Source organism: Achromobacter sp. 01N37 (genome assembly GCF_056399725.1).
The window spans coordinates 733,556-753,166 of record NZ_JBFTRX010000005.1; the positions used below are offsets into that span (position 1 = coordinate 733,556).

At 61.8% G+C, this 19,611-nt stretch carries 16 protein-coding genes and 1 tRNA gene; 7 read left to right on the plus strand and 10 right to left on the minus strand.

What is annotated here, in order from left to right; genetic code table 11:
• Nucleotides 1–112 precede the first annotated feature (112 nt).
• Genes AC1DSJ_RS14845 through hrcA form a run of 3 tightly spaced genes read right to left on the minus strand, consistent with a single transcriptional unit; the run spans nt 113 to nt 2,513 of the window.
• The gene (locus tag AC1DSJ_RS14845; RefSeq protein WP_054424433.1) at nt 113–349 is read right to left on the minus strand and encodes a hypothetical protein; all 237 of its coding nucleotides are present in this window, start codon (nt 347–349) and stop codon (nt 113–115) included.
• Nucleotides 339–1,463: a ferrochelatase gene (hemH, locus tag AC1DSJ_RS14850; RefSeq protein ID WP_175170850.1), complete on the minus strand. Its 1,125-nt coding sequence runs from the start codon at nt 1,461–1,463 to the stop codon at nt 339–341. Before hemH ends, AC1DSJ_RS14845 begins: the two co-directional genes overlap by 11 nt.
• 45 nt (nt 1,464–1,508) lie before the next feature.
• On the minus strand, nt 1,509–2,513 hold the full coding sequence (hrcA, locus tag AC1DSJ_RS14855; protein WP_006223542.1) for a heat-inducible transcriptional repressor HrcA: 1,005 nt from the start codon (nt 2,511–2,513) through the stop codon (nt 1,509–1,511).
• Nucleotides 2,514–2,654: 141 nt separating this feature from the next.
• On the opposite strand from hrcA, the gene AC1DSJ_RS14860 reads away from it, so the two are divergent.
• Nucleotides 2,655–3,554 (plus strand): NAD kinase, encoded by a 900-nt coding sequence (locus AC1DSJ_RS14860; protein ID WP_054424436.1) that lies wholly within the window; start codon nt 2,655–2,657, stop codon nt 3,552–3,554.
• 13 nt (nt 3,555–3,567) lie between these two features.
• Entirely contained in the window at nt 3,568–5,232 is a 1,665-nt protein-coding gene (recN, locus tag AC1DSJ_RS14865) for a DNA repair protein RecN (RefSeq protein ID WP_054424437.1), read from the plus strand.
• A 168-nt stretch (nt 5,233–5,400) separates the two neighbouring features.
• Here the strand turns inward: recN and fur are convergent, their stop codons facing one another.
• Complete coding sequence (gene fur, locus AC1DSJ_RS14870; RefSeq protein WP_054424439.1) at nt 5,401–5,820, minus strand: ferric iron uptake transcriptional regulator; 420 nt, start codon at nt 5,818–5,820, stop codon at nt 5,401–5,403.
• 156 nt (nt 5,821–5,976) lie between these two features.
• On the opposite strand from fur, the gene AC1DSJ_RS14875 reads away from it, so the two are divergent.
• Complete coding sequence (locus AC1DSJ_RS14875; RefSeq protein ID WP_441370574.1) at nt 5,977–6,513, plus strand: outer membrane protein assembly factor BamE; 537 nt, start codon at nt 5,977–5,979, stop codon at nt 6,511–6,513.
• Nucleotides 6,514–6,530: 17 nt separating this feature from the next.
• Complete coding sequence (dapB, locus tag AC1DSJ_RS14880) at nt 6,531–7,322, plus strand: 4-hydroxy-tetrahydrodipicolinate reductase (protein ID WP_054424443.1); 792 nt, start codon at nt 6,531–6,533, stop codon at nt 7,320–7,322.
• A gap of 117 nt (nt 7,323–7,439) precedes the next feature.
• Here dapB and murB read toward each other — a convergent pair whose 3' ends face one another.
• Entirely contained in the window at nt 7,440–8,486 is a 1,047-nt protein-coding gene (murB, locus tag AC1DSJ_RS14885; RefSeq protein ID WP_441370573.1) for a UDP-N-acetylmuramate dehydrogenase, read from the minus strand.
• 245 nt (nt 8,487–8,731) lie between these two features.
• Between murB and AC1DSJ_RS14890 the strand changes: the two genes are divergently transcribed.
• A tRNA-Gly gene (locus tag AC1DSJ_RS14890) sits at nt 8,732–8,807 on the plus strand.
• Nucleotides 8,808–8,874: 67 nt separating this feature from the next.
• On the opposite strand, the gene AC1DSJ_RS14895 is transcribed toward AC1DSJ_RS14890, so the two are convergent.
• Nucleotides 8,875–10,320: an aminotransferase-like domain-containing protein gene (locus AC1DSJ_RS14895; RefSeq protein ID WP_441370572.1), complete on the minus strand. Its 1,446-nt coding sequence runs from the start codon at nt 10,318–10,320 to the stop codon at nt 8,875–8,877.
• 202 nt (nt 10,321–10,522) lie between these two features.
• Here AC1DSJ_RS14895 and AC1DSJ_RS14900 point away from each other — a divergent pair, with 202 nt between their 5' ends.
• Both AC1DSJ_RS14900 and AC1DSJ_RS14905 read left to right on the plus strand, forming a co-directional pair.
• Complete coding sequence (locus AC1DSJ_RS14900) at nt 10,523–11,269, plus strand: iron-containing redox enzyme family protein (protein WP_054424449.1); 747 nt, start codon at nt 10,523–10,525, stop codon at nt 11,267–11,269.
• An 8-nt stretch (nt 11,270–11,277) separates the two neighbouring features.
• Nucleotides 11,278–11,997: a hypothetical protein gene (locus AC1DSJ_RS14905; protein ID WP_454668353.1), complete on the plus strand. Its 720-nt coding sequence runs from the start codon at nt 11,278–11,280 to the stop codon at nt 11,995–11,997.
• 153 nt (nt 11,998–12,150) lie between these two features.
• Here the strand turns inward: AC1DSJ_RS14905 and AC1DSJ_RS14910 are convergent, their stop codons facing one another.
• The 4 genes from AC1DSJ_RS14910 to AC1DSJ_RS14925 form a co-directional block, all read right to left on the minus strand.
• Nucleotides 12,151–14,775, minus strand: coding sequence for a PKD domain-containing protein (locus AC1DSJ_RS14910; protein WP_441370571.1), 2,625 nt, complete (start codon nt 14,773–14,775; stop codon nt 12,151–12,153).
• 134 nt (nt 14,776–14,909) lie between these two features.
• Nucleotides 14,910–16,340, minus strand: a complete 1,431-nt coding sequence (locus AC1DSJ_RS14915; protein ID WP_175170845.1) for a lytic polysaccharide monooxygenase — start codon at nt 16,338–16,340, stop codon at nt 14,910–14,912.
• A gap of 364 nt (nt 16,341–16,704) precedes the next feature.
• A complete protein-coding gene (locus tag AC1DSJ_RS14920; protein WP_441370570.1) occupies nt 16,705–18,240 on the minus strand; it encodes a lytic polysaccharide monooxygenase in 1,536 nt (511 codons plus the stop codon).
• A 152-nt stretch (nt 18,241–18,392) separates the two neighbouring features.
• On the minus strand, nt 18,393–19,580 hold the full coding sequence (locus AC1DSJ_RS14925; protein ID WP_441370569.1) for a sensor histidine kinase: 1,188 nt from the start codon (nt 19,578–19,580) through the stop codon (nt 18,393–18,395).
• Between the last annotated feature and the right edge of the window lie 31 nt (nt 19,581–19,611).

Genomic DNA, 19,611 nt, shown 5'->3' on the forward strand with positions numbered 1-19,611 from the left:
AAAAGAATGGCTTTCGCAGACATGAATGGGGGCCAATACCCCTATTTCAAGCCCGGGAAAGCGAAATATTCCCTGACGGCCGCCGCCCGGGCGGCGGCGTGGCCGGAGGCGTTTACTTCTTGTGGGGCGTGGCGGGCGCGACGGGGTCGCTGGCCGGGAAGCTCTCCTTCAGAGCACGGTCCACGCGCGCATCGTCTTCGTCGGGTTCTGACCGGATCGCGATGGGGTCGCTGGCAGGAAAGGTCTCGGCCAGCGCTTCATCCAGATCGTGCTCGACCTGATCCTCATCTACCGGGGTGGAAACCGTCCCCTTTTTTACAACCTTGTCGCTCTTGGGATCATGGTGCATGCGCCTTCTCCTTCAAGTCCGTGATGGGCTGGGCAGTCAGAGGCCACCCCTGCAAGTTCCGTTCCACCAACCTGGCCAAGCCGGCGATCCAGTCGGGATCGTCGTTCAGCGCCGGGATATAGCGGAACTGCTTGCCGCCCGCCTCGATAAAGGCGTCGCGGCATTCAAGGCTGATCTCTTCCAGCGTTTCCAGACAGTCTGCCACAAATCCCGGGCACACCACATCCACCTCGGTAATGCCCGAGGCAGCCAGCGCCTTAAGCGTAGGTTCGGTGTACGGCTCCAGCCAGCGCGCGGTACCGAAGCGGCTTTGGAACGTGACTTCGATCTGCTCACGCGGCAGCGACAGGCGTTGCGACAACAAGCGCGCCGACTCCATGCAATCGCGGTAATACGGGTCGCCCAATTCGATCGAATAGCGCGGCAGGCCGTGAAAGCTCATTACCAACTTCTGCGGTTTGCCACGTTCGCGCCAAAAGGACTCGATGCTGGCCGCCAATGGGTCCAGCCAGGCCGGGTCTTCATGGAAACGCTTGGTGAAGCGCAGTTCTGGCTGATCGCGCAGCCGCCCCGCATGGCGGGTGACCGCATCCACGACGGTGGCCGTGGTGCTCGCGGCGTATTGCGGATACAGCGGCACGGTCAGGATGCGTTCGCAGCCAGCGGCGCGCAATCGTGTCATCGCATCGGGGATCGACGGATTGCCATAGCGCATCCCCAATTCCACGACGGCATTGATGCCAGACTGTTGCAAGGCCGCGCGCACGCCTTCCGCCTGGCGCTGGCTGTAGACCATCAGCGGCGAACCCTCTTTGAGCCACACGCCGGCGTAGCGCGGCGCGAGCTTCTTCGGGCGCAGCGTCAGCACCAGACCGTGCAGGATGGGTTTCCACAAATAACGGGGAATTTCGATGACGCGCGGGTCGGACAGGAATTCGCCCAGGTACTTCTTGATGTCCTTCTTGCTGGGGGTGTCCGGCGTGCCCAGGTTCACCAGCAGCACACCAATCTTGTCCAGGCCACGGGGCGGCGGATCTTCGTTGAAGGGGTCGTCCTGCTCGGTTTCCGGCAGATAGCGTTCAGGCCATAGATACTTGAACAGGCGAAGAAACACAAAAACTCCCCTTCCTCCGCAAGGAGGATGTAGCTTTGAATGGAACTACTGGTTGTGGCTGAGGGCGTTGGACAACAAGCGCGCCGTGATGTCCACGATGGGAATGACGCGCTCGTAAGCCATGCGGGTGGGGCCGATCACGCCCAGCGTGCCCACCACCTTGCCGTCCACGCCGTAAGGCGCGGTGATGACCGACACTTCTTCCATCGGCACCAGTTGCGAGTCGCCGCCGATGTAGATCTGCACGCCCTGCGCGCGGCTGGACACGTCCAGCAGTTGCAGCAGGTCGGTCTTCTTTTCGAACAGCGAAAACATTTTGCGCAGGCGGTCCATGTCGGACGCGATGTCCGTCACGTCAAGCAGCTTGCGTTCGCCGGAAATGATCATGGCGTCGCCATCTTCCGCCGCTTCCGCGCTGGCTTCCACCGCCGCCTGCATCAGGCGTGAGATGTCTTCGCGCAGTTGGGCGAGCTCGGTCGACAGCGTTTGCCGCACCGCATTGAAGGACTTGCCGGCGAAATGCATGTTGAAGAAATTGCCGGCTTCCAGCAATTCAGCTTCGACGTAATCGCGCTGCACAAAGAGGATGCGGTTCTGGACGTCGCCATCGGGCGTGACGATGATCAGCAGCACCCGCTTGTCGGACAGGCGGATGAATTCAATCTGGCGGAACACCTGGGCGCGCTTGGGCGTCAGCACCACGCCTGCGAATTGCGTCAGGTTCGACAGCAAGGCTGCGGCCGCGTTGACGGCGCGCGTGGGTTCGGCGGCCGACAGCATTTCGCCCATGTTGTGGGGTTGCAGCTGATAGGACTGCACCGCAAGCAGGGAATCGACGAACATGCGATAGCCCCGCGGCGTGGGAACCCGGCCGGCGGAGGTGTGCGGACTGTGGATCAGCCCCAGCTCTTCAAGATCCGCCATGACATTGCGGATGGTGGCTGGGGACAAATCGAAGACTTTCGATAGCGTCCGCGAGCCGACGGGCTGCCCATCGGCGATGTAGCGTTCTATCAACGCTTTCAGTAGTGCGCGTGCGCGGTCATCCATAGCAGGTATTTTAGGGAATCTTTTCCAATTAAGGCGATTTTTGTCCCGCAAGCAGATATGCGGCCCCATATAATCGGCTAAACCGCCCATTCCGGGCACGTTTTGGCTTTCGGATTCCGCCTTTTTGATACGCACGCAGCCATGCACTTTCCTACCGTCGCCCTGATCGGCAGATACCAGGACACCGGCCTGGACACACCGCTGAGAGCACTTGCGCACGCGCTGACGCAAGCGGGCAGGCACGTGCTTATCGATGCGGACACCGCGCGCAACACCGGCCTGACCGAATACCCCGTTGCTACCCTCGAAGAGATTGGTCAGAATGCCTCGCTGGCCGTCGTGATGGGCGGCGATGGCACCGTGCTGGGTGCGGGCCGGCATCTGGCCCCCTATGGCGTGCCGCTGGTCGGCATCAACCACGGCCGATTGGGCTTCATCACCGACATTCCGCTGCAAGACGCGCACGGCGCGCTGGCGCGTGTACTGGAAGGCAGCTTCCAGATCGAAGAACGCATGCTGCTGGAAGGCAGCGTGTGGCGCGGCGATCAAAAAATGTATTCCGCGTCGGCGCTGAACGACGTCGTGCTGAACCGCGCCGGCCGCGGCGGCATGATCGAAGTGCGCGTCGAGCTGGACGGCGCCTTCATGTACACGCAGCGCGCCGACGGCCTGATCATCGCCACGCCCACCGGCTCAACCGCGTATGCGCTGTCTGCCAACGGCCCCATCCTGCATCCCGGCATGAACGCCATGGTGCTGGTGCCCGTGGCCCCGCAAACGCTGTCAAACCGCCCTATCGTGATACCCGACACGGGCGTGCTGAACATGACACTGACGGCAATGGGCCGCGTGGAAGTGGGCGCCAGCGTGCATTTCGACATGCAAACCTGGTCCGACCTACAACCCGGCGACCGCATCGTCGTGCAGCGCGCGCCGTACACCATCCGCTTCGTGCACCCTGAAGGCTACAGCTTCTTTTCCACCCTGCGCCGCAAGCTGCACTGGAACCTGATGCCCCAGGCCACCGACAACGTAGAGTAGTAAGCGCCCCCACATGCTGCGCACCCTGCATATCCGCGACTTCGTCATCGTCGAACAAACGGAAATCCATTTTGGCCCCGGCTTTACCGTCTTTTCTGGTGAAACCGGCGCGGGCAAATCCATCCTGGTGGACGCGCTGGCACTGACGCTGGGCGAACGCGGCGACGCCAGCATGCTGCGCGAAGGTGCTGCGCGCGCCGACATCACCGCCGTCTTCGACACGCCCAAATCCCTGCACGCCTGGCTGGCCGAACGCGAGATCGATGCGGACGACGAACTGTCGCTGCGCCGCGTGATCGATGCACAAGGCCGCAGCCGCGCCTACATCAATGGCACGCCGGCCACCGTCGCACAACTGCGCGAACTGGGCGATAGCCTGGTCGACATCCACGGCCAGCACGCCCATCAAAGCCTGATGCGCCCCGATGCCCAACGCGACTTGCTCGACGCCCACGGCGGCCATGGCGATCTGCGCCAAGCCGTCGGCCAGGCATGGAAGCAGTGGCGCGCGCTGGCACGGCAATTGGAAGCGGCCGAAAAAGATGCGGCCAGTCTGGCCACCGAACGGGACCGCCTGCAATGGCAGGTCGACGAGCTGGACCAATTGGCATTAGGCCCGGACGAATGGGAATCGCTGCAATCCGAGCACACGCGGCTGTCGCATTCGCAATCGCTGCTGGACGGCGCCTCGCAAATTCTTGAGGCACTGGACGGCGAAGGCGATTCCGCGCATCACCGCGTGACCTCCGCCAACTCCCGCATCCAGCAGTTGCTTCGGCACGACCCCGGCCTGCAAGGCGTGTATGACGAACTGGAATCGGCTCGCATCGCCATCAGCGAAGCTGTGTCCGACCTGAACAACTACGTCAGCCGCGTCGATCTCGACCCGAAGCGGCTGGCCGACGTGGAAGCGCGGCTAGGCCTGGTGTTCGAAACCGCCCGCAAATTCCGCACCGAACCCAATGGCTTGTGCGAGTTGCGCGATGCGCTGCACGCCGAACTGGCCGCGTTGCAGGCCGCAGGCGACATCGACGCGCTGCGCGCCCAAGCCGTCACGGCGCAGGCCCAGTACGACACGGCCGCGGCGAAACTCACCACGGCCCGCCGCAAGGTCGCAAAAGACCTCGGCAAACAAGTCACGCTGGCCATGCAGACGCTGGCCATGCAAGGCGGCAAGTTTGAGCCCACGCTGGCCGCTTCCGCGCCGTCCGCGCATGGCAATGAACAAGTGGAATTCCTGGTGGCCGGCCATGCTGGCACCACGCCCCGCCCCCTGGCCAAGGTGGCCTCGGGCGGCGAACTGTCGCGTATTTCGCTGGCGCTGTCCGTCATCGCCAGCCGCGCGGCTCGCGTGCCCACGCTGATCTTCGACGAAGTCGATAGCGGTGTTGGCGGCGCGGTAGCCGAAGCGGTTGGCAAACTCTTGCGCGAACTCGGCGAACGCCATCAGGTGCTGTGCGTCACGCACTTGCCGCAAGTGGCCGCCTGCGCCAACAACCAGTTCCTGGTCAGCAAGACCGAATCACGCGGCACCACGCGCTCCAGCATCGAAGAGCTGGACGCAGCCGACCGTGTCGAAGAAATCGCCCGGATGCTGGGTGGCATCAAGCTCACCGCCACCACGCGAGAACACGCGCGCGAGATGCTTGAAGGATTCCGCCACCCCGCGGGTGAATGACGCCTTCGGTGCGTCACCGGCTAGAAAAACAGACCGCCCCCGCGCTCAGGCCCGGGGGCTTTTTTATAGATGGCGCCCATAAAAAAAGCCCCTACTAATATGAGGGGCTTTTGATCTCACTGGCCCGCAGTGAGCGCGGCCACGGACCGTGGGGCGGACGCTAGCGGATTAGCGGCCTTTCATGCAGCTGCCGCAGATGCCGTAAAGCACCATGGCATGGCTTTCCAGCGCAAAGCCGTTGTCTTTGGCAATCTTTTGCTGGCGCTTTTCGATGTCCGGGTCTGAGAACTCGACCACCGTGCCGCAATTCGTGCAAATCAGGTGATCGTGGTGATCGCCGTCGTTGAGCTCGAACACGGCCTTGCCGCTGTCGAACTGGCTGCGGGCAAGAATGCCGGCTTGTTCGAACTGCGTCAGCACGCGATAGACCGTTGCCAGGCCAATTTCGACGTTTTCGCCAATCAGGGCGCGGTAAACGTCTTCGGCGCTAAGGTGCCGCTGGTCGGATTTGCGGAAAATATCAAGAATTTTCAGGCGCGGAAACGTCGCCTTCAAACCCATGTTCTTCAGTTCGCTTTGGTCGCTCATGGTGTAATCGCTCTCCGTCCGCGTTGGCATGGGCAAGGATTGGGGTGCGCCGCGAGCCGGCTCACCTGAATTCATGCCGCCCCGCGGAACTATCCTTATGAAACCTTTATGATAACGGTTTTGTCTGCTTCCAAATAATAGGGGCGCGTAGTGTCCATGATTGCACGAATTCCCTCCCGCTCACTGAAGACCGGATTGGCCGTTGCCGCCCTGGCCGTCGCCCTTGCCGGTTGCTCGGGGGACAAGTGGGGCTTCCCCTACAAAGCCGGTGTCCAGCAGGGCAACTGGATCACCCAGGAGCAAGTCTCCCTGTTGCAGCCGGGCATGACGCGCGAGCAAGTGCGCTTCGCGTTGGGCAGCCCCACGCTGACCAGCGTCCTGCACGCCAACCGCTGGGACTACCCCTACTACTACAAGCCCGGCTACGGCGAAGCCCGTGAACGCAAGTTCACCGTCTGGTTCGAGAACGACCGCCTGACCCGCTGGGAAGGCGACAAGCAACCCGACCTGCAGCCGTATCAACTGAATACGCCCAGCAGCAAGGCGGACGAAAAGGCCGACACGCGCCTGGACCGGGACATGGAGCGGATCAAGGAAGACGAAGCGCTGCAAAAGCGTGACTCCGCCGCCCCCGTCAGCCCGCTGAACCAGTACCCCGGCCAGCCCGGCAACGCGCCCGAGCCGCTCCGGTAACCCCAAGGATTTTTTTCATGCGTATTGCAATTGCCGGCGCCAGCGGCCGTATGGGCCAAATGCTGATCGACGCCATCCTCAAGTCCACCGACCTGCAACTGACGGTTGCGCTGGACCGCAAGGGTTCAACCGCCCTGGGCCAGGATGCCGGCGCACCGTTGGGCAAACAGACGGGCGTCCTCATCACCGATGATCTCGACGCCCTGGCCAACGCTGATTGCCTGATCGACTTCACGCGCCCCGAAGGCACGCTGGAACACCTGCAAGCTTGCGTCAAGCACGGCACGCGCGCCGTCATCGGCACGACTGGGTTCGACGACAACGGCCGCGCCGCGATTGAAGTCGCCGCGCAAAAGATCGCCATCGTGTTCGCGCCCAACATGAGCGTGGGCGTGAACGCCACGCTGAAGTTGCTGGACATGGCCGCCCGTATCCTGAATTCCGGCTACGACGTCGAAGTGTTCGAAGCGCACCACCGCAACAAGGTTGATGCGCCCTCTGGCACGGCCTTGAAGATGGGCGAAACCATTGCGTCGGCCTGGGATGTGGCGTTGCCTGATGTCGCCACCTGGAGCCGCCACGGCGACACCGGCGTGCGCAAGCCCGGCACCATCGGCTTCTCGGTGCTGCGCGGCGGCGATATCGTGGGCGATCACACGGTGTCGTTCTGCGGCATCGGCGAACGCATCGAAATCACGCACCGCTCGGGCAGCCGCGCGACCTACGCGGAAGGCGCGCTGCGCGCCACGCGCTTCCTGGAAGACAAGCACAACGGCCTGTACGACATGCAGTCGGTGCTGGGGCTCTAAGCCTGGATCTGGCTCGGGCTCGGGCTCGGACTCGGACTCGGGCTCGGACTCTGGCTCGGGCTCGCGCCTATCAAAAAGGACCCCTGAGGGTCCTTTTTTTCGTCTGCCAGGCGCCGTTCACACCACGACGGGTTCGGGTTCCAGATTGACGCCGTAACGCGCCTGCACCGCCGCCTGGATGGCGTGGGCCAGGCCCATGATGTCGGCCGCCGTGGCGCCGCCGCGGTTTACCAGCACCAACGCTTGCCGGTCATGCACACCGGCCGCACCCAGCGCTTGCCCCTTCCAGCCGCACTGATCGATCAGCCAGCCTGCCGCCAGCTTGTAGCGGCCGTCGGGCTGCGCATACGAGACCAGCCCCGGAAAGCGCTCCGCCAAGCCATCGCGCACATTGGCTGCAACGATGGGGTTCTTGAAGAAGCTGCCGGCATTACCGGTCACGGCGGGGTCGGGCAGTTTCGCGCGGCGAATCTCGCAGACCGCGTCGAAAATGCCACGCGCGGTGGGCGCCCCTTTGGCCAGCGCGGCATGGCGCTGCAGGTCGGGATATCCCAATACCGGCTGCCACGGGCGCGGCAGCGCGAACCGCACACTGACGATGATCCAGCGCCCGGGCGCATCGTGCTTGAAAGCGCTGTCACGGTAGGAAAAACGGCAATCGGCCGCGCTCATCTCGACCAGGCTTGCGGCCGGCACATCCCACGCCGTGAGGCTGTGAAAGCGTTCTTCGAACTCCACGCCATAGGCGCCGATGTTCTGCACTGGGGCCGCGCCTACGGTACCGGGAATCAGCGCCAGATTTTCCAGGCCATCCCATCCGTTGTTCACGCAGGTTTCGACGAAGCCATGCCAGCTCTCGCCCCCAGCGGCCTCGATGATCCAGGCATCCGGCCGGGATTCCAGCAAACGCACGCCCTTGAACGCAACCTTGGCCACCAGACCCGGCACTCGCTCGGGCAGCACCACATTACTGCCCCCGCCTAACACCAGCAACGATTCTGCTTCGCGCGCCAAGGCCGACAAGGCGGGCAATTGCGCCACATCGTCCAGCGACACGAACGCCTGGGCTTGAGAGGCCAGCCCCAGCGTATTGAGCCGGCTCAGGTCTTGCGTGATGGGAATCAGCGCGCTTGGCGCCGGGTTGATGGCAGAAGGATTTGACATGGGTGCTACGGGTTGTGCTATAGTTTCTGTCTTCGCTCATATTACTTGATTGAGTGTTTGGGTCTGAATTCACTGCCTTTTTCAACAGCCGCTCTGCAAAGAGATCTCGGCGAAAAAAGCAAAAAGACATCAGGCTCATGACAAACTCAAAAAAATCATGTAAGATGCGCGCCTTCTGATCGATAACCAAGTTGATCAGAGTGAATAAGAAAACAGGTTCTGAGCAGTGCTAAGTCGGAACCCATGCGGGAGTAGCTCAGTTGGTAGAGCGCAACCTTGCCAAGGTTGAGGTCGCGAGTTCGAGACTCGTCTCCCGCTCCAAATTCAGATTTGCAGCGTTTCTTCAGAAGTTCTGCAAATCATTAAAAAGGGCCTACGGGCCCTTTTTTCATGCCTGTCTTTTTCGTGCCCGTGCGTCCGTGGCCATAGACTCCGAGGCCACGCCGACACGAAAGCGATCCAGCAACGCGCACAGACGCGGGTCGCTCGAATAGCCGATATTGAAGCGTATATGCCGCTCGAAATCGCCCCGGATCGAAAACAGCGTCCCTCTCAGCAGAAAGATCCCATCGCGAAATGCGGCATCAATAAGCCCGTCGATATCGACCTGCGCGCCCAGCCTTCCCCAAAGAAACAGCCCATCGTTGGGCGGCCCGTCGAATGCCACCCCAACCTCGGACAAGGCCAATCGGGCGGCCGAATGCGCCTTCAGAATGCGCCCGCGCAAGGCGCTCAGATGCGCCTGATAGCGTCCCGAACGCAACACATGCGCCACGATTGTTTCTTGCAATGACGAACTGTGCTGCACCGACAGAATCTTCGCCTCGATGATGGGTTCGCAGAATGCCGGCGGACACGCGACGAAACCGACGCGCAAGGCGGGGCTCAGCACTTTGGTGAAGCTGCTGATGTAGAAGACGCGGCTCAAGCCATCCAGCGAACTCAGGCGCAGATTGCGTTCGGTGCACAGGCTGCCAAATACGTCGTCTTCGATGACATAAAAGCCATAGCGTTCGGCAAGCATCAGCAGGCGATACGCGCACGCGGGCGACAGTGTGAGGCCCGTCGGGTTGTGCAATACGGGCTGAATCACGAACGCCTTGGGGCGGTACTGTTTGGCCACCGCTTCCAGCATGTCCAGATCCGGCCCGTCGGCCATGCGCGGCACCGACACGATGGACGCTCCCGTTTTCACGAGCTGCGCCTTGTGCATCATATAGCCCGGCTCTTCGACCACCACGGTGTCGCCCGGCCCCAGCAGCATCCCGCTGACCAGTGAAAACGCATGCGTTGCGCCGCAGGTCGTCACAATCTGCGTGGGCTGAGCATTGATCCTGATGTCGGCCAGGCGTGATGCGATCTGCTCACGCAACAGCGGCAAGCCCATCACCGAGACCGGTGTCGAAATGGACACTTCCTGGCGCATCAAGCGGCCAACCACCGCCGGCGGAATGGCGTCTTCCAGCCAATCTTCCGGCAGGAATCCAGACCCGGCAGGCACGGCATATCTGCCGAGATCAACCGCGTTCAACACAACATTTGCCGCGCAGTCGGGCCGCTGCACGGCGCCCGGGTGTTCCGCGTTCAGGATTTCCGGCTTGGGCAGCGCCACGAAAAAACCGGCGCCCACGCGCGAAAACAGCACACCATCCGAGACCAGCCGCGAATAGGCCGATGAGACGGTGAAGATACTGACATCAAGATCGCTGGCCAATCGCCGCACTGACGGAAGCCTTGCGCCCACGGGCCAGTGGCCGGCATGGATCAGCCCTTGCACGCCCTCATAAATCTGATCGACGAGCGTGCCTCGTCCCTGTCTATCGAGTGTGAACATACGCTGCGCGTCGAACCTCCCTCGCTTACACGTGTTGAACGCTGCACCAGAGCGGCTCGGCCGAGCATACCCCAAACTGTATGGTCAAACGCCCATAACGGTTTGCGCAGCAACATCAGAAAGGTCATCTGTTCGAATGCGGGCGCCGCACCTACTCTGGACATTTGAGTCCTTGCGCAACCCCCTCTTCAGGCGACTTCCCATGATGACGCTCCCTGTTCCTGTTTCGACCCCCGACTTCCGCGCCGAAATCGATGCCTTGCTTGAACGCCGGCTGACGCGCTTCTACCAGACGGTCAAGGGCGCCGATCATCTGCTCACCAGCAACGCCATTGACCCGGAATACTACAAACGGCATGTCATCGAGATCATCCTGCGCCTGCGCATGAAGCGCGTGATTGACGCCCTGACGGTCCACTACTTCACGAAGACCGATCCGGTGCTGGCCAAGAAATGGGCGGGATACACCGAAGACGAAATGCTTCACGACAGCCTGTTCGCCAACGACCTGGAACGCATCGGGGTGACCAAGGAAGAGATCTATTCCACCGACCCGCTGCTGTCGACGAAGCTGCTCCAAGGGTATTTCTATTACGGACTGGAGCATGAAGGCCGCCCGCTGGCCTCGCTGTGCAGCGCTTACCTGATCGAATCGCTGGCGAACAAGACACAGCCGAAGTGGATCAGCAATATCGAACGCAACTTTGGCGATGGCGCAGCAAGGGGCCAATCCGCCCACGTCAGCCACGACATCGCCGACGAGCACATCGATTTCGTCTGGAGCGTGTTGTCGACCTTTGCCAACACCGAAGCGGACAGACGGCGTATCCGCGAGCACTTCGTCAATATCGCCGTGCTGTTCGAGGCCTTCTATACCGAAATGGCCAGCAAGTTCCTGGAGCGCCAGGAAAACCACGAGCCGATTGTCGACGCCATTGCCGCCAATTAGCCTGCCCCATGATAAGCATCAGCCGGTCCGTGTTGCTGCACCGCTTAAAAACCGCGGGCTACGCCATCAGCTCCGTCGTACTGATCAGCTGGGTGACGGATGCATTGAACGAAGGGTTGATGTTCAAGCCGCTGCTGCGATACCTGTACCCGCAGGCCGTCGAGAACTACCAGCATCCGTTCACCGACCACCCCAGCCTGATGATCTGGCTTGTGCCGCTGCTGGCCGCGTTGTTCCTGATGTTCGCCACGTCCACGCTGGCCGTGCACCACTTCAAGCGCCGCCATCTATATCGCTTGAGCCAGCCCGTCGCGGCGCCTGCCATGGCGCATCTGGTGACGCGCGCCACAGGCGGCCAGGCACTGCTGGATGCGCTGCCGATGATCGGGCGCCCGCCCTTGCATACGCTGCACGCCCTATATCTGCAGCCCAACGAACTCACACCGCTTGAGGCGCCCTGCGCGGCGATCGGCATTCGGCTGCGCGCGCGCGCTCTGCCGGACACCCCCGACATCCACCAGCAATACACACGGCTAGGCCACATCCTCGAACAAATCCGCCGCGAGGCCGGACCCGACGAACGCATTGCGTTTGACCTTTCCCACTTGCCGCCGGAGCTGGCTAGCGCCGCCACGCTGGCCTGCCTGGAAAACGATGTGATGCTCTGCTATCTGGACGCCAAGCAGGTGTTGCGCACGCACCGGGTCATCTGCGAAATGCGCGAATAATTCCCACCCCGCAATCCCCAACCCGTAATCCCCACCCCGTAATCCCCACCCCGCAATCCCCACCCCGCAATCCCCCACCCGCGCGCCCATGAAAAAGCCCCCGCCGGGAGAACCCGGCAGGGGCTGGAACATCAGACGATAGCCTTCTGACGCTTAGCGCAGAATCCAGGCGTCACGCCAGTGCGAACCCGTCCCCGGCGCGTAGTGCGACGGCGAGGCGCTGCACCAGCCTTCATACGGCCAGAGCTTGCACTCGTAGGTCTTGCCGCCATTCTGGACCTTATCGCCCGCCTTGTAGGTCGTGCCAACCTGGTACTGCGGCACGCCGCCCACCACGGGCTTGCCCGCCACGGTCACGCTATGGCTGGCCTGCGCCTCACCACGAGCATTACTGACCGTCAACGTGAAGCGGTACGACGTATCCTTGGTCGGGGTGGGCGCCACGAAGGACAGCTCCGCCTTATCCAAGGCACTGGCCGAAATGCCGGCGGGAACCGTCCAGCGGTAGCGCAAATCGGTACCGACCGACGCCTTGCCCGACAACGTCACGCGATCACCCGCGCCGACCTTGGCCGGACCGCTCAGCTTGGCTTGGGGCGCGATCACTTCAGGAATCTGCACCTTGGCCTTGACCTTCACAACGTGGCTGGCCGTCGCCGTCCGGCCACGCTCGTCCGTCACGGCAAGCTTGAACGAGAAAGTCCGATCTTCACCGAGCGGCGGCGCGGTGAAGGACGCCGTGTTGCCCGACGCTTCAATCGGCATGCCGTCCACGCTGGTCCAGGCGAACTTCAGGCCTTGGCCCGTCGAACCGCTGCCAGACATGACCACGCGTTCCATTGCCTTCGCTTCGACCGGCCCGCTGATCTTGGCAACAGGCAGCGGAATCGGTGCAGGCGTCACATCGCAATCTTCCGGCGACTTCCAGGGCTTGCCCCACGGCGCCGAGTTCACATCCGGCGCTGCATCCACGTTCCAGTAATTCTGGTGATACAGCTTGCCCTTGTAGGAAACGGCTTCGTTCGGGACGTTGTAGATCTTCTTTGCCTCCCATGCAGGCGCCTTCGCGCACACGCCGACCGCGGCCTTCGCCTTGACCTGAACGCCATGATGCGTGGTCGCGGTGCGGCCTTGCGAGTCCGTCACCTTCACCGAGATACGATAGGAAACGTCCTGCGTGCTTTCCGGGGCGACGAAGCTGGCCTCGGCGCCTTGCTTGGCGAACGTCAGCGCCGGCTGGCTGCTCCACGCATACGACAGTTCCTTGCCGCTGGACTTGGCTGCTGACAAGACAACCTTGTCACCTGCCTGTGCGGTGGCGGGTCCGGTCAAGTAGGCTTGCGGAGGTTCCCCACCCATGGCGTCGCCGCCCAGCAGTTCTGCCGCACGCACCAGGTCCGGTTGCACGCCGATGTTTCTGACCGGGTCCACGACGGGCAACGGGTTGCCGCTGTCCACCAGAATCTGGCGCATGGTCTTGGGGGGAATGTTGCCCAGGCCGCGTTCGCGAGCCAGGCTCTGCAACCACGCCACGCTACCCGCAATGATGGGGTTGGCAGACGATGTGCCGGAGTACTTTAACGTGTACAAATCGTGCTTACCGTCCGCCCACGTCGTGGTGGTCACCTGCCCGCCCCAACTGAACACGTCGACCCGGCTACCGTACTCAGAAAATCCCGCGCGAGCTCCGGTGCCCGGATTGGCCGCTCCGACATAAATCGAACCGGAATCCCGCACCCGGCGGTCATATCGCCCCTTGAACCACGGGTCATCCAGGTTGGCGTTGCCATTCGCGGCCGCCAGGATAACGTGCACGCCCTTTTCCTTCACCAGATACGAGATCGCATCAAAGACGGCGTCAACGTTCTCGACCGGCAGGTAGCAAGTGATGTTGGGACCGCAGCCATTACCCCAGCCGTAGTGCACGCCAATCTGCAGYACGTCTCCGGCGCGCAGCACGTGGCGCAAGTCGATCATTCCCGCAACGCTGTATTTCGTGTAGCCCGCCTGCGCATTCGGCACAATTCCAGTGACACCAAAGCCGTTGCTCTGGCCGAACATGATCCCGGCTGACATGGTGTCGTGAGACCCGGTCACTCCCGAGCCGAGGTTATGCACCATGAAGGGTTTGGGCAGGTCGATGTGATCAAAGTCCCAATGGTCGATTTCGTTCGAGAACAGGCGAACGTTATCGCCGTAGTGGCCTGTCATGCGCTGGGCTTCAAACGCATTGACGCCGCCCAGCTTCCAAACCGCCGACTGTCCAGGCGGCCCCATGTGGGCTTGGCAACGAGACAAATAGGCGCCCGTGCAATCGGTGTAGTCGGGAATGCCCGAGATGCTGCTGGCGGGTTCAGCCCCAAATTGCGCATCTTGCGCGATTGGCACCGGAACGGGCTCGATCTGCGCGCTCTCGACCAGCGGATTGGACAGCAGCTGCGCGACCAGGGCCTCGGCGTCAACGCCTTGCAAGGCTTCAGCAGGAATCTGGTAATAGCGCAGCAGGTTATGGCGTTCCAGCGCCTCGACGTCTTCCACGCTGCGCGTCATCGGCGACAGCGCTACCAAGGGATGCATGGCGGGCGTCAGGCGCTTGAGGTCGTCCATGGCCTGCTGACTCTCGGGGCTCGCCGCGCGTCGCAGCGCCGGGTCTGGCGCTTCCGCCTTCAGTCGAACAAAAATGGGACGGGGTTCGTCGCCTTGCGCGGCGTGCGTAACCGGGGTGAAGCCCGCGCTAAACAACAGCGCGAGCAGTGACAAGTGCATAGTCTTTTTCATAAGTCTTCCGCGATCCGGCTAACCGCCAGATAAAAAGGCGCGATAAGAAAAAGCCCCCTCCTGAATCGAAAGGGGGCTCGCGTCAATCAGGAACCGCTGCGCAATGCGCAACGGTTCCCTTTAACGCCCGTGATTTACTTGATCAGGTTCCAGGCCTGGCTCCAGTACAGGCCCTTGCCGGGCTCGTAGTGGAACGGCGACTGGCCGCACCAGTTGGTGTAGGGCCACGGCTTGCACTCGTAGACCTTGCCCAGGTTCGTCACGCGCTCCAGCGGCTTGTAGGCGGTGCCAGCCTTGTAGGCCTGCACGGAACCATCAGTGACGCCGTCGTTGCCGCCGTTGTTGCCGCCTTCGTTACCACCGTTGTTGCCACCATCCACGACCGGCTTGGCCTTGACCGTGACCACGTGGGTAGCGTCAGAGGCGCCCTTGCTGTTGCTGGTCGTCAGCTTGAAGGAGTACTGCTGGTCCTTCGTCAGCGTCGGGGCAACAAAGCTCAGCGTGGGCTGGTTCTTCACGGCGGCGCTGATGCCGGCCGGAACGGTCCACGAGAACTTCAGGTCGCTGCCCGTCGACGCCGCGCCGGACAACTGCACCTTCTGGTCGGCCTGCGCAATGGCGGGGCCAGCGATGGCCGATTGCGGCGCGATCACTTCGGGAGGCGGCGGCTCAACCTGCGCCGATTCCTTGGTCACGGCGAAGTGGTACTTGTTGCCGTCGATCGAGTAGACGTGCGACTTGTCCAGACCTTCAGTGGCGGTCACGGTCTTGCCGTCAGCGCCCAGCAGGCCAACACGAACGCGTTGCGACGTGCTGTTGACCGCATCGCCCAAGGCCTTCGTCCAGCGCTCACCCTGGATGGCGTTCGCGTCCAGCGGCACGCGCAACTGTTCCAGGTATTCGCCATTGCGCTTGGGGTCAGCCAGGCGCCACACCAGCGAATCGCCCGCCACGGGCTGGCCGATCTTGTACAGCGCGCCGATGTCGGTCGGCAGGTTGATGTTGGCAGTGCCTTCGATGTTCACGTCGCCGCACGCGCGATAGGATTCACCCGAGGTGACGCCGTCGCCCACGTGGTTCGTGTTCCACACGCTAACGATCAGGTGGCGGCCCGTCTTGCCCGGGGGCAACGTGCAGCTGTATTCCTGCTCACGATTTTCGCCCGCGATCGCCGGCGTGAAGTCGCGCTGTTCGCAGAACTTTTCCAGGTCGGAGAATTGCAGCGGCTTGGTGGAGTCGTACGGCATCTTCGTCACGAAGAACTGAATCGACTTCGTGCGGTGAGCCACGGTGTGGTTCCACTTCAGCGTGACCTTGCCATTGGCGTCCGGCTTGAGCGTCGTCACGGGCCACTGGGCCAGTGCGTTCAGGCCGCGATGCGAAGCCTTGGTGCCGCCGTCGCATAGCCGATCCCCCGGCGTGGTCGGGAACGTGGCTTCGCCACCCGGCTTCTGCCAGATCTCGCGCCAGTCGTACACACTGCCGCCTTGCGCCTTGTAGGCTTGGCAGCCTTCGCTCTGACTACCCGCGTAGCAGTGCAGAACGCGCGCCTTCGGAAAAGACATGGTGCCGTGCGCCAAAGCCGTACCGGACATTGCAGCCAGTACCACGCCACCGAGCAACGTAAGTTTGAAAGATCTCATTGGTATCTATTTATAAGAAGAGAGTTGAAGAATCACTGCATGAACGAGCCTGTTCCGCGCAGTGAGACCATTCTCGGCCGCAAGCTGACTCGCACTCAAAGTTGTTGAATGCTTTCTCAAAGCGCTTTAACCACACTTGCATCGCCCTGTTTGAATCGCTTGAAGCCCTCCCAAAAAAAATCCCCCGCACTTTCGTGCGAGGGATGAATTACTGCTTGGCGCCGCCTTATTACCCACGGCTTTTTTACGATTTTCGATAACCGCTATGACTTGCGATCAAGCAGAATTACTTGATCAGGTCCCAAGCCTGGTCCCAGTTCAGGCCCTTGCCGGGCGCGTAGTGGAACGGCGAGGTGCTGCACCATGCGGTGTAGGGCCAGATCTTGCACTGGTAGTTCTTGCCACCGTTCGAGACCTTGTCGCCCGCGGCGTACGTCGTGCCTTCCTTGTAGGCCGGGTACGTGCCGGCGCCGCCGGTGTTGCCGCCATCGGTACCACCGCCGGTGTTGCCACCGTCAGTGCCGCCGCCAGTGCCGCCGCCGGTTTGTTCCTGCTTCTTGACCAGCACGGAATGCGACTTGCTCGACGAACCCTTTTCGTTCGTGACCTTGACGGTGAACGAGTAGGACTTGTCTTGCGCCTGGGCCGGAGCGGTGAAGCTCAGGTCAGCCTGGTTCAGCGCCGAAGCGGTGATGCCAGCCGGAGCGGTCCATTGGTACGTCAGCTTGCCGCCACCGTTGTTCGAACCCTTGGCCGACAGCGAAACGCGCTCGCCAGCCTTGGCCGTTGCCGGGCCAGTCAGTTCAGCCTTGGGCGGGTTGATGACGACGGGCGGGGGATCGACCGGCTCGGGAGCCTTCTGATCAATCGCAAAACCCACCTTCTTGTTCAGGCCATAGACCTGGTTTTCGGTGTCGCTTTGCTGCGGCGCGACCTGGCCGTTCGTCCCCATCTTGCCAACCCGGATCACGGACGACTTGCTGTTGACTTCCTTGGCCAGCGCGTACATCCACTGGGCAGCCTTTTCTTCACCGGCCTTGACCATGATCGAATGGCTTTCCAGATCGCCCGTGCGGCTCAGATCGAACACACGCAGGGTCATCTTCGAACCGGTATCCACCTGGCCGCCTTGCAGCGCGCCGCTGGCTTGCCATTGCACGTTGGCGGGCATCACTTCCACGTTCGAGCAAGCGTAGAAACCTTCAGCGTTGTCGCTGGGGTCACGTTGCCACACGCTGTAGATCACGCGCTTGCCAGTGAAGTGGGCGGGGATCTTGACGTCGAGCGGGGTGATCGAGTTGTTGGCCGGACGCGGCAGGAAGCCGGTGTCGCCAATCAGTTCCAGATCGTCCCAACGCAGGCCGCGCTTGGGATCGTAGCTGTCCTTGCTGATGTAGGTCTTGAARTACGTGCTGACGTGAGCTGCGGTCTGCATGTACTTGAACTGCACATTGCCGTTGGCGTCAGGCGTGACGACCGTGGTGGGCCATTCGTGGTTGGCGTCCAGTTCCTTCCAGCTTTCCTTGCCACCGGCGCACAGCAGACCGTCGCGGATGTGGTCTTTGTGGTTGCTCTTCACGCCGAGAATGGCGTTGGACTGCCAGCTGCCCGCCAGATTGGCGATCTTGCCGCAACCCGAATGCTTGGGGTTGTTCCAAGGCGTGTCGTGCGTGTTGCAACCGTATTCACGGCTGGGAGGATCGATCATCGAACCGTGGGCCGACACCGTGGTCGGCGCCATGGCCATCAACACAGCCTGGGTCAGGGCGGCAACCGGCAATGCCAGCTTGCCGGCTGCGCCGCGCAGGGAAGTTTTCTTCATCAAATATCCTTATTTTTGGGATGTGTTTATGCACGCGACTGGCATCGGAAAAATGCACGAAACCCGCGAAGCGATGCCATTATTCCGCGCCGCTTTCATCACCAAAACCATTCTCAACACAGTCTAAAAAAAAGCGCCGTAAAGGCGCTTTTTCATGAGGCAGGATGCAGGCTTGCACTGAATTTCTCGCGCCTTGCCGCGAGTTTTTTTTCGTTCGATTCTTTGTGCATCAATGGAAATGTCAGCGAAAAAATGCTGCCTGCTTCCGGCCGCGATTCGACCGACAGATTTCCACTGTGCGCATCGGCCACCGCCATGACGAGCGACAGCCCAAGGCCTACGCCGTCGCCGCGCCGTCCATCGGATTCAATTTGGTAGAACGCCTGGCAAAGCTTCGGCACATCAACGTCCTGAATGCCGATGCCCTGATCCGCTACGCAGATGCGTCCCATGTCACCTTGCCGCTGCACCGTCAACGTGATCCGTGAAGACGGGCCCGAATACTTGATCGCGTTATCCAGCACATTCACGACCGCGCGCAACAACATGCAGTAGTCGCCCGCCACCCACATCGTTTCCGAGCATTCGCGGACACGGATGTCGATGCACTTTCGTTCGGCCAGAAGTTCAGTTTGATCCACCGCTTCGCGCCCCAGATCTTGCAACGACACCGGCAAAAATTTCGCCTTGTCCAAGCGTTCAGCGCGCGACACGTACATGCAGTCTTGCGCCACCGACAAGCTGTACTGCACCAGGTCACGCACCGAGTCCACGAACTCGTCTTGCTGCGGGTCATTGCTTTGCGCGCTTTGCTTTTCAAGCATCACCAACACCGTCGACAAAGGGCTGCGCAGGTCGTGCATCATTTGCAGCATCACTTCGCGGTCACGCGCGGTGTCTTTCTGACAGGCTGCGGGCGACTGCGCGGCAGCATCCGCCGCTGCCACCGCCTGCTTCAAAACACGCTTGCGGCGCGCCGATCGCGCCGCTTCAAAACGCCACCGCGCCACACAGCAATAGGCCAGCACGCCACCCCATACCGGTGCGAACATCGGCGTCCAGGTGCGCGCGGTGATCACCACCACGGCCGCCACAATCCAAAAGCCGACCAACCACGCCAAGGCGCGAAGACGCAGCCGCGATTGGCCCGACATGACGAACACCAGCGCCAGGCAGGCCAGAATGCCAAGATCCACCCACACGCCCGGCGCGGCCGAGGTGATGGGGTGATCACCCGAGGGCATGGCGAAGCACAGCAAGATGATGCCCAGGTTGCAAAACAGCAGCGCATCGTTCTTTTTCGCGCCCAAGCGCAGGAAAGGCTGAAGTAGCAGTTTCATAGTCGATTCGGGAACAGGGAGACGCGAGCGC

Bases quoted from the DNA above. Each gene is read 5' to 3' on its own strand.
- recN (WP_054424437.1), top strand. From the start codon at position 3,568: ATGCTGCGCACCCTGCATATCCGCGACTTCGTCATCGTCGAACAAACG.
- AC1DSJ_RS14905 (WP_454668353.1), top strand. From the start codon at position 11,278: ATGATAAGCATCAGCCGGTCCGTGTTGCTGCACCGCTTAAAAACCGCG.
- AC1DSJ_RS14915 (WP_175170845.1), bottom strand. From the start codon at position 16,340: ATGTCTTTTCCGAAGGCGCGCGTTCTGCACTGCTACGCGGGTAGTCAG.
- AC1DSJ_RS14900 (WP_054424449.1), top strand. From the start codon at position 10,523: ATGATGACGCTCCCTGTTCCTGTTTCGACCCCCGACTTCCGCGCCGAA.
- AC1DSJ_RS14860 (WP_054424436.1), top strand. From the start codon at position 2,655: ATGCACTTTCCTACCGTCGCCCTGATCGGCAGATACCAGGACACCGGC.
- AC1DSJ_RS14875 (WP_441370574.1), top strand. From the start codon at position 5,977: ATGATTGCACGAATTCCCTCCCGCTCACTGAAGACCGGATTGGCCGTT.
- fur (WP_054424439.1), bottom strand. From the start codon at position 5,820: ATGAGCGACCAAAGCGAACTGAAGAACATGGGTTTGAAGGCGACGTTT.
- AC1DSJ_RS14845 (WP_054424433.1), bottom strand. From the start codon at position 349: ATGCACCATGATCCCAAGAGCGACAAGGTTGTAAAAAAGGGGACGGTT.
- murB (WP_441370573.1), bottom strand. From the start codon at position 8,486: ATGTCAAATCCTTCTGCCATCAACCCGGCGCCAAGCGCGCTGATTCCC.
- hrcA (WP_006223542.1), bottom strand. From the start codon at position 2,513: ATGGATGACCGCGCACGCGCACTACTGAAAGCGTTGATAGAACGCTAC.
- dapB (WP_054424443.1), top strand. From the start codon at position 6,531: ATGCGTATTGCAATTGCCGGCGCCAGCGGCCGTATGGGCCAAATGCTG.
- AC1DSJ_RS14895 (WP_441370572.1), bottom strand. From the start codon at position 10,320: ATGTTCACACTCGATAGACAGGGACGAGGCACGCTCGTCGATCAGATT.
- AC1DSJ_RS14925 (WP_441370569.1), bottom strand. From the start codon at position 19,580: ATGAAACTGCTACTTCAGCCTTTCCTGCGCTTGGGCGCGAAAAAGAAC.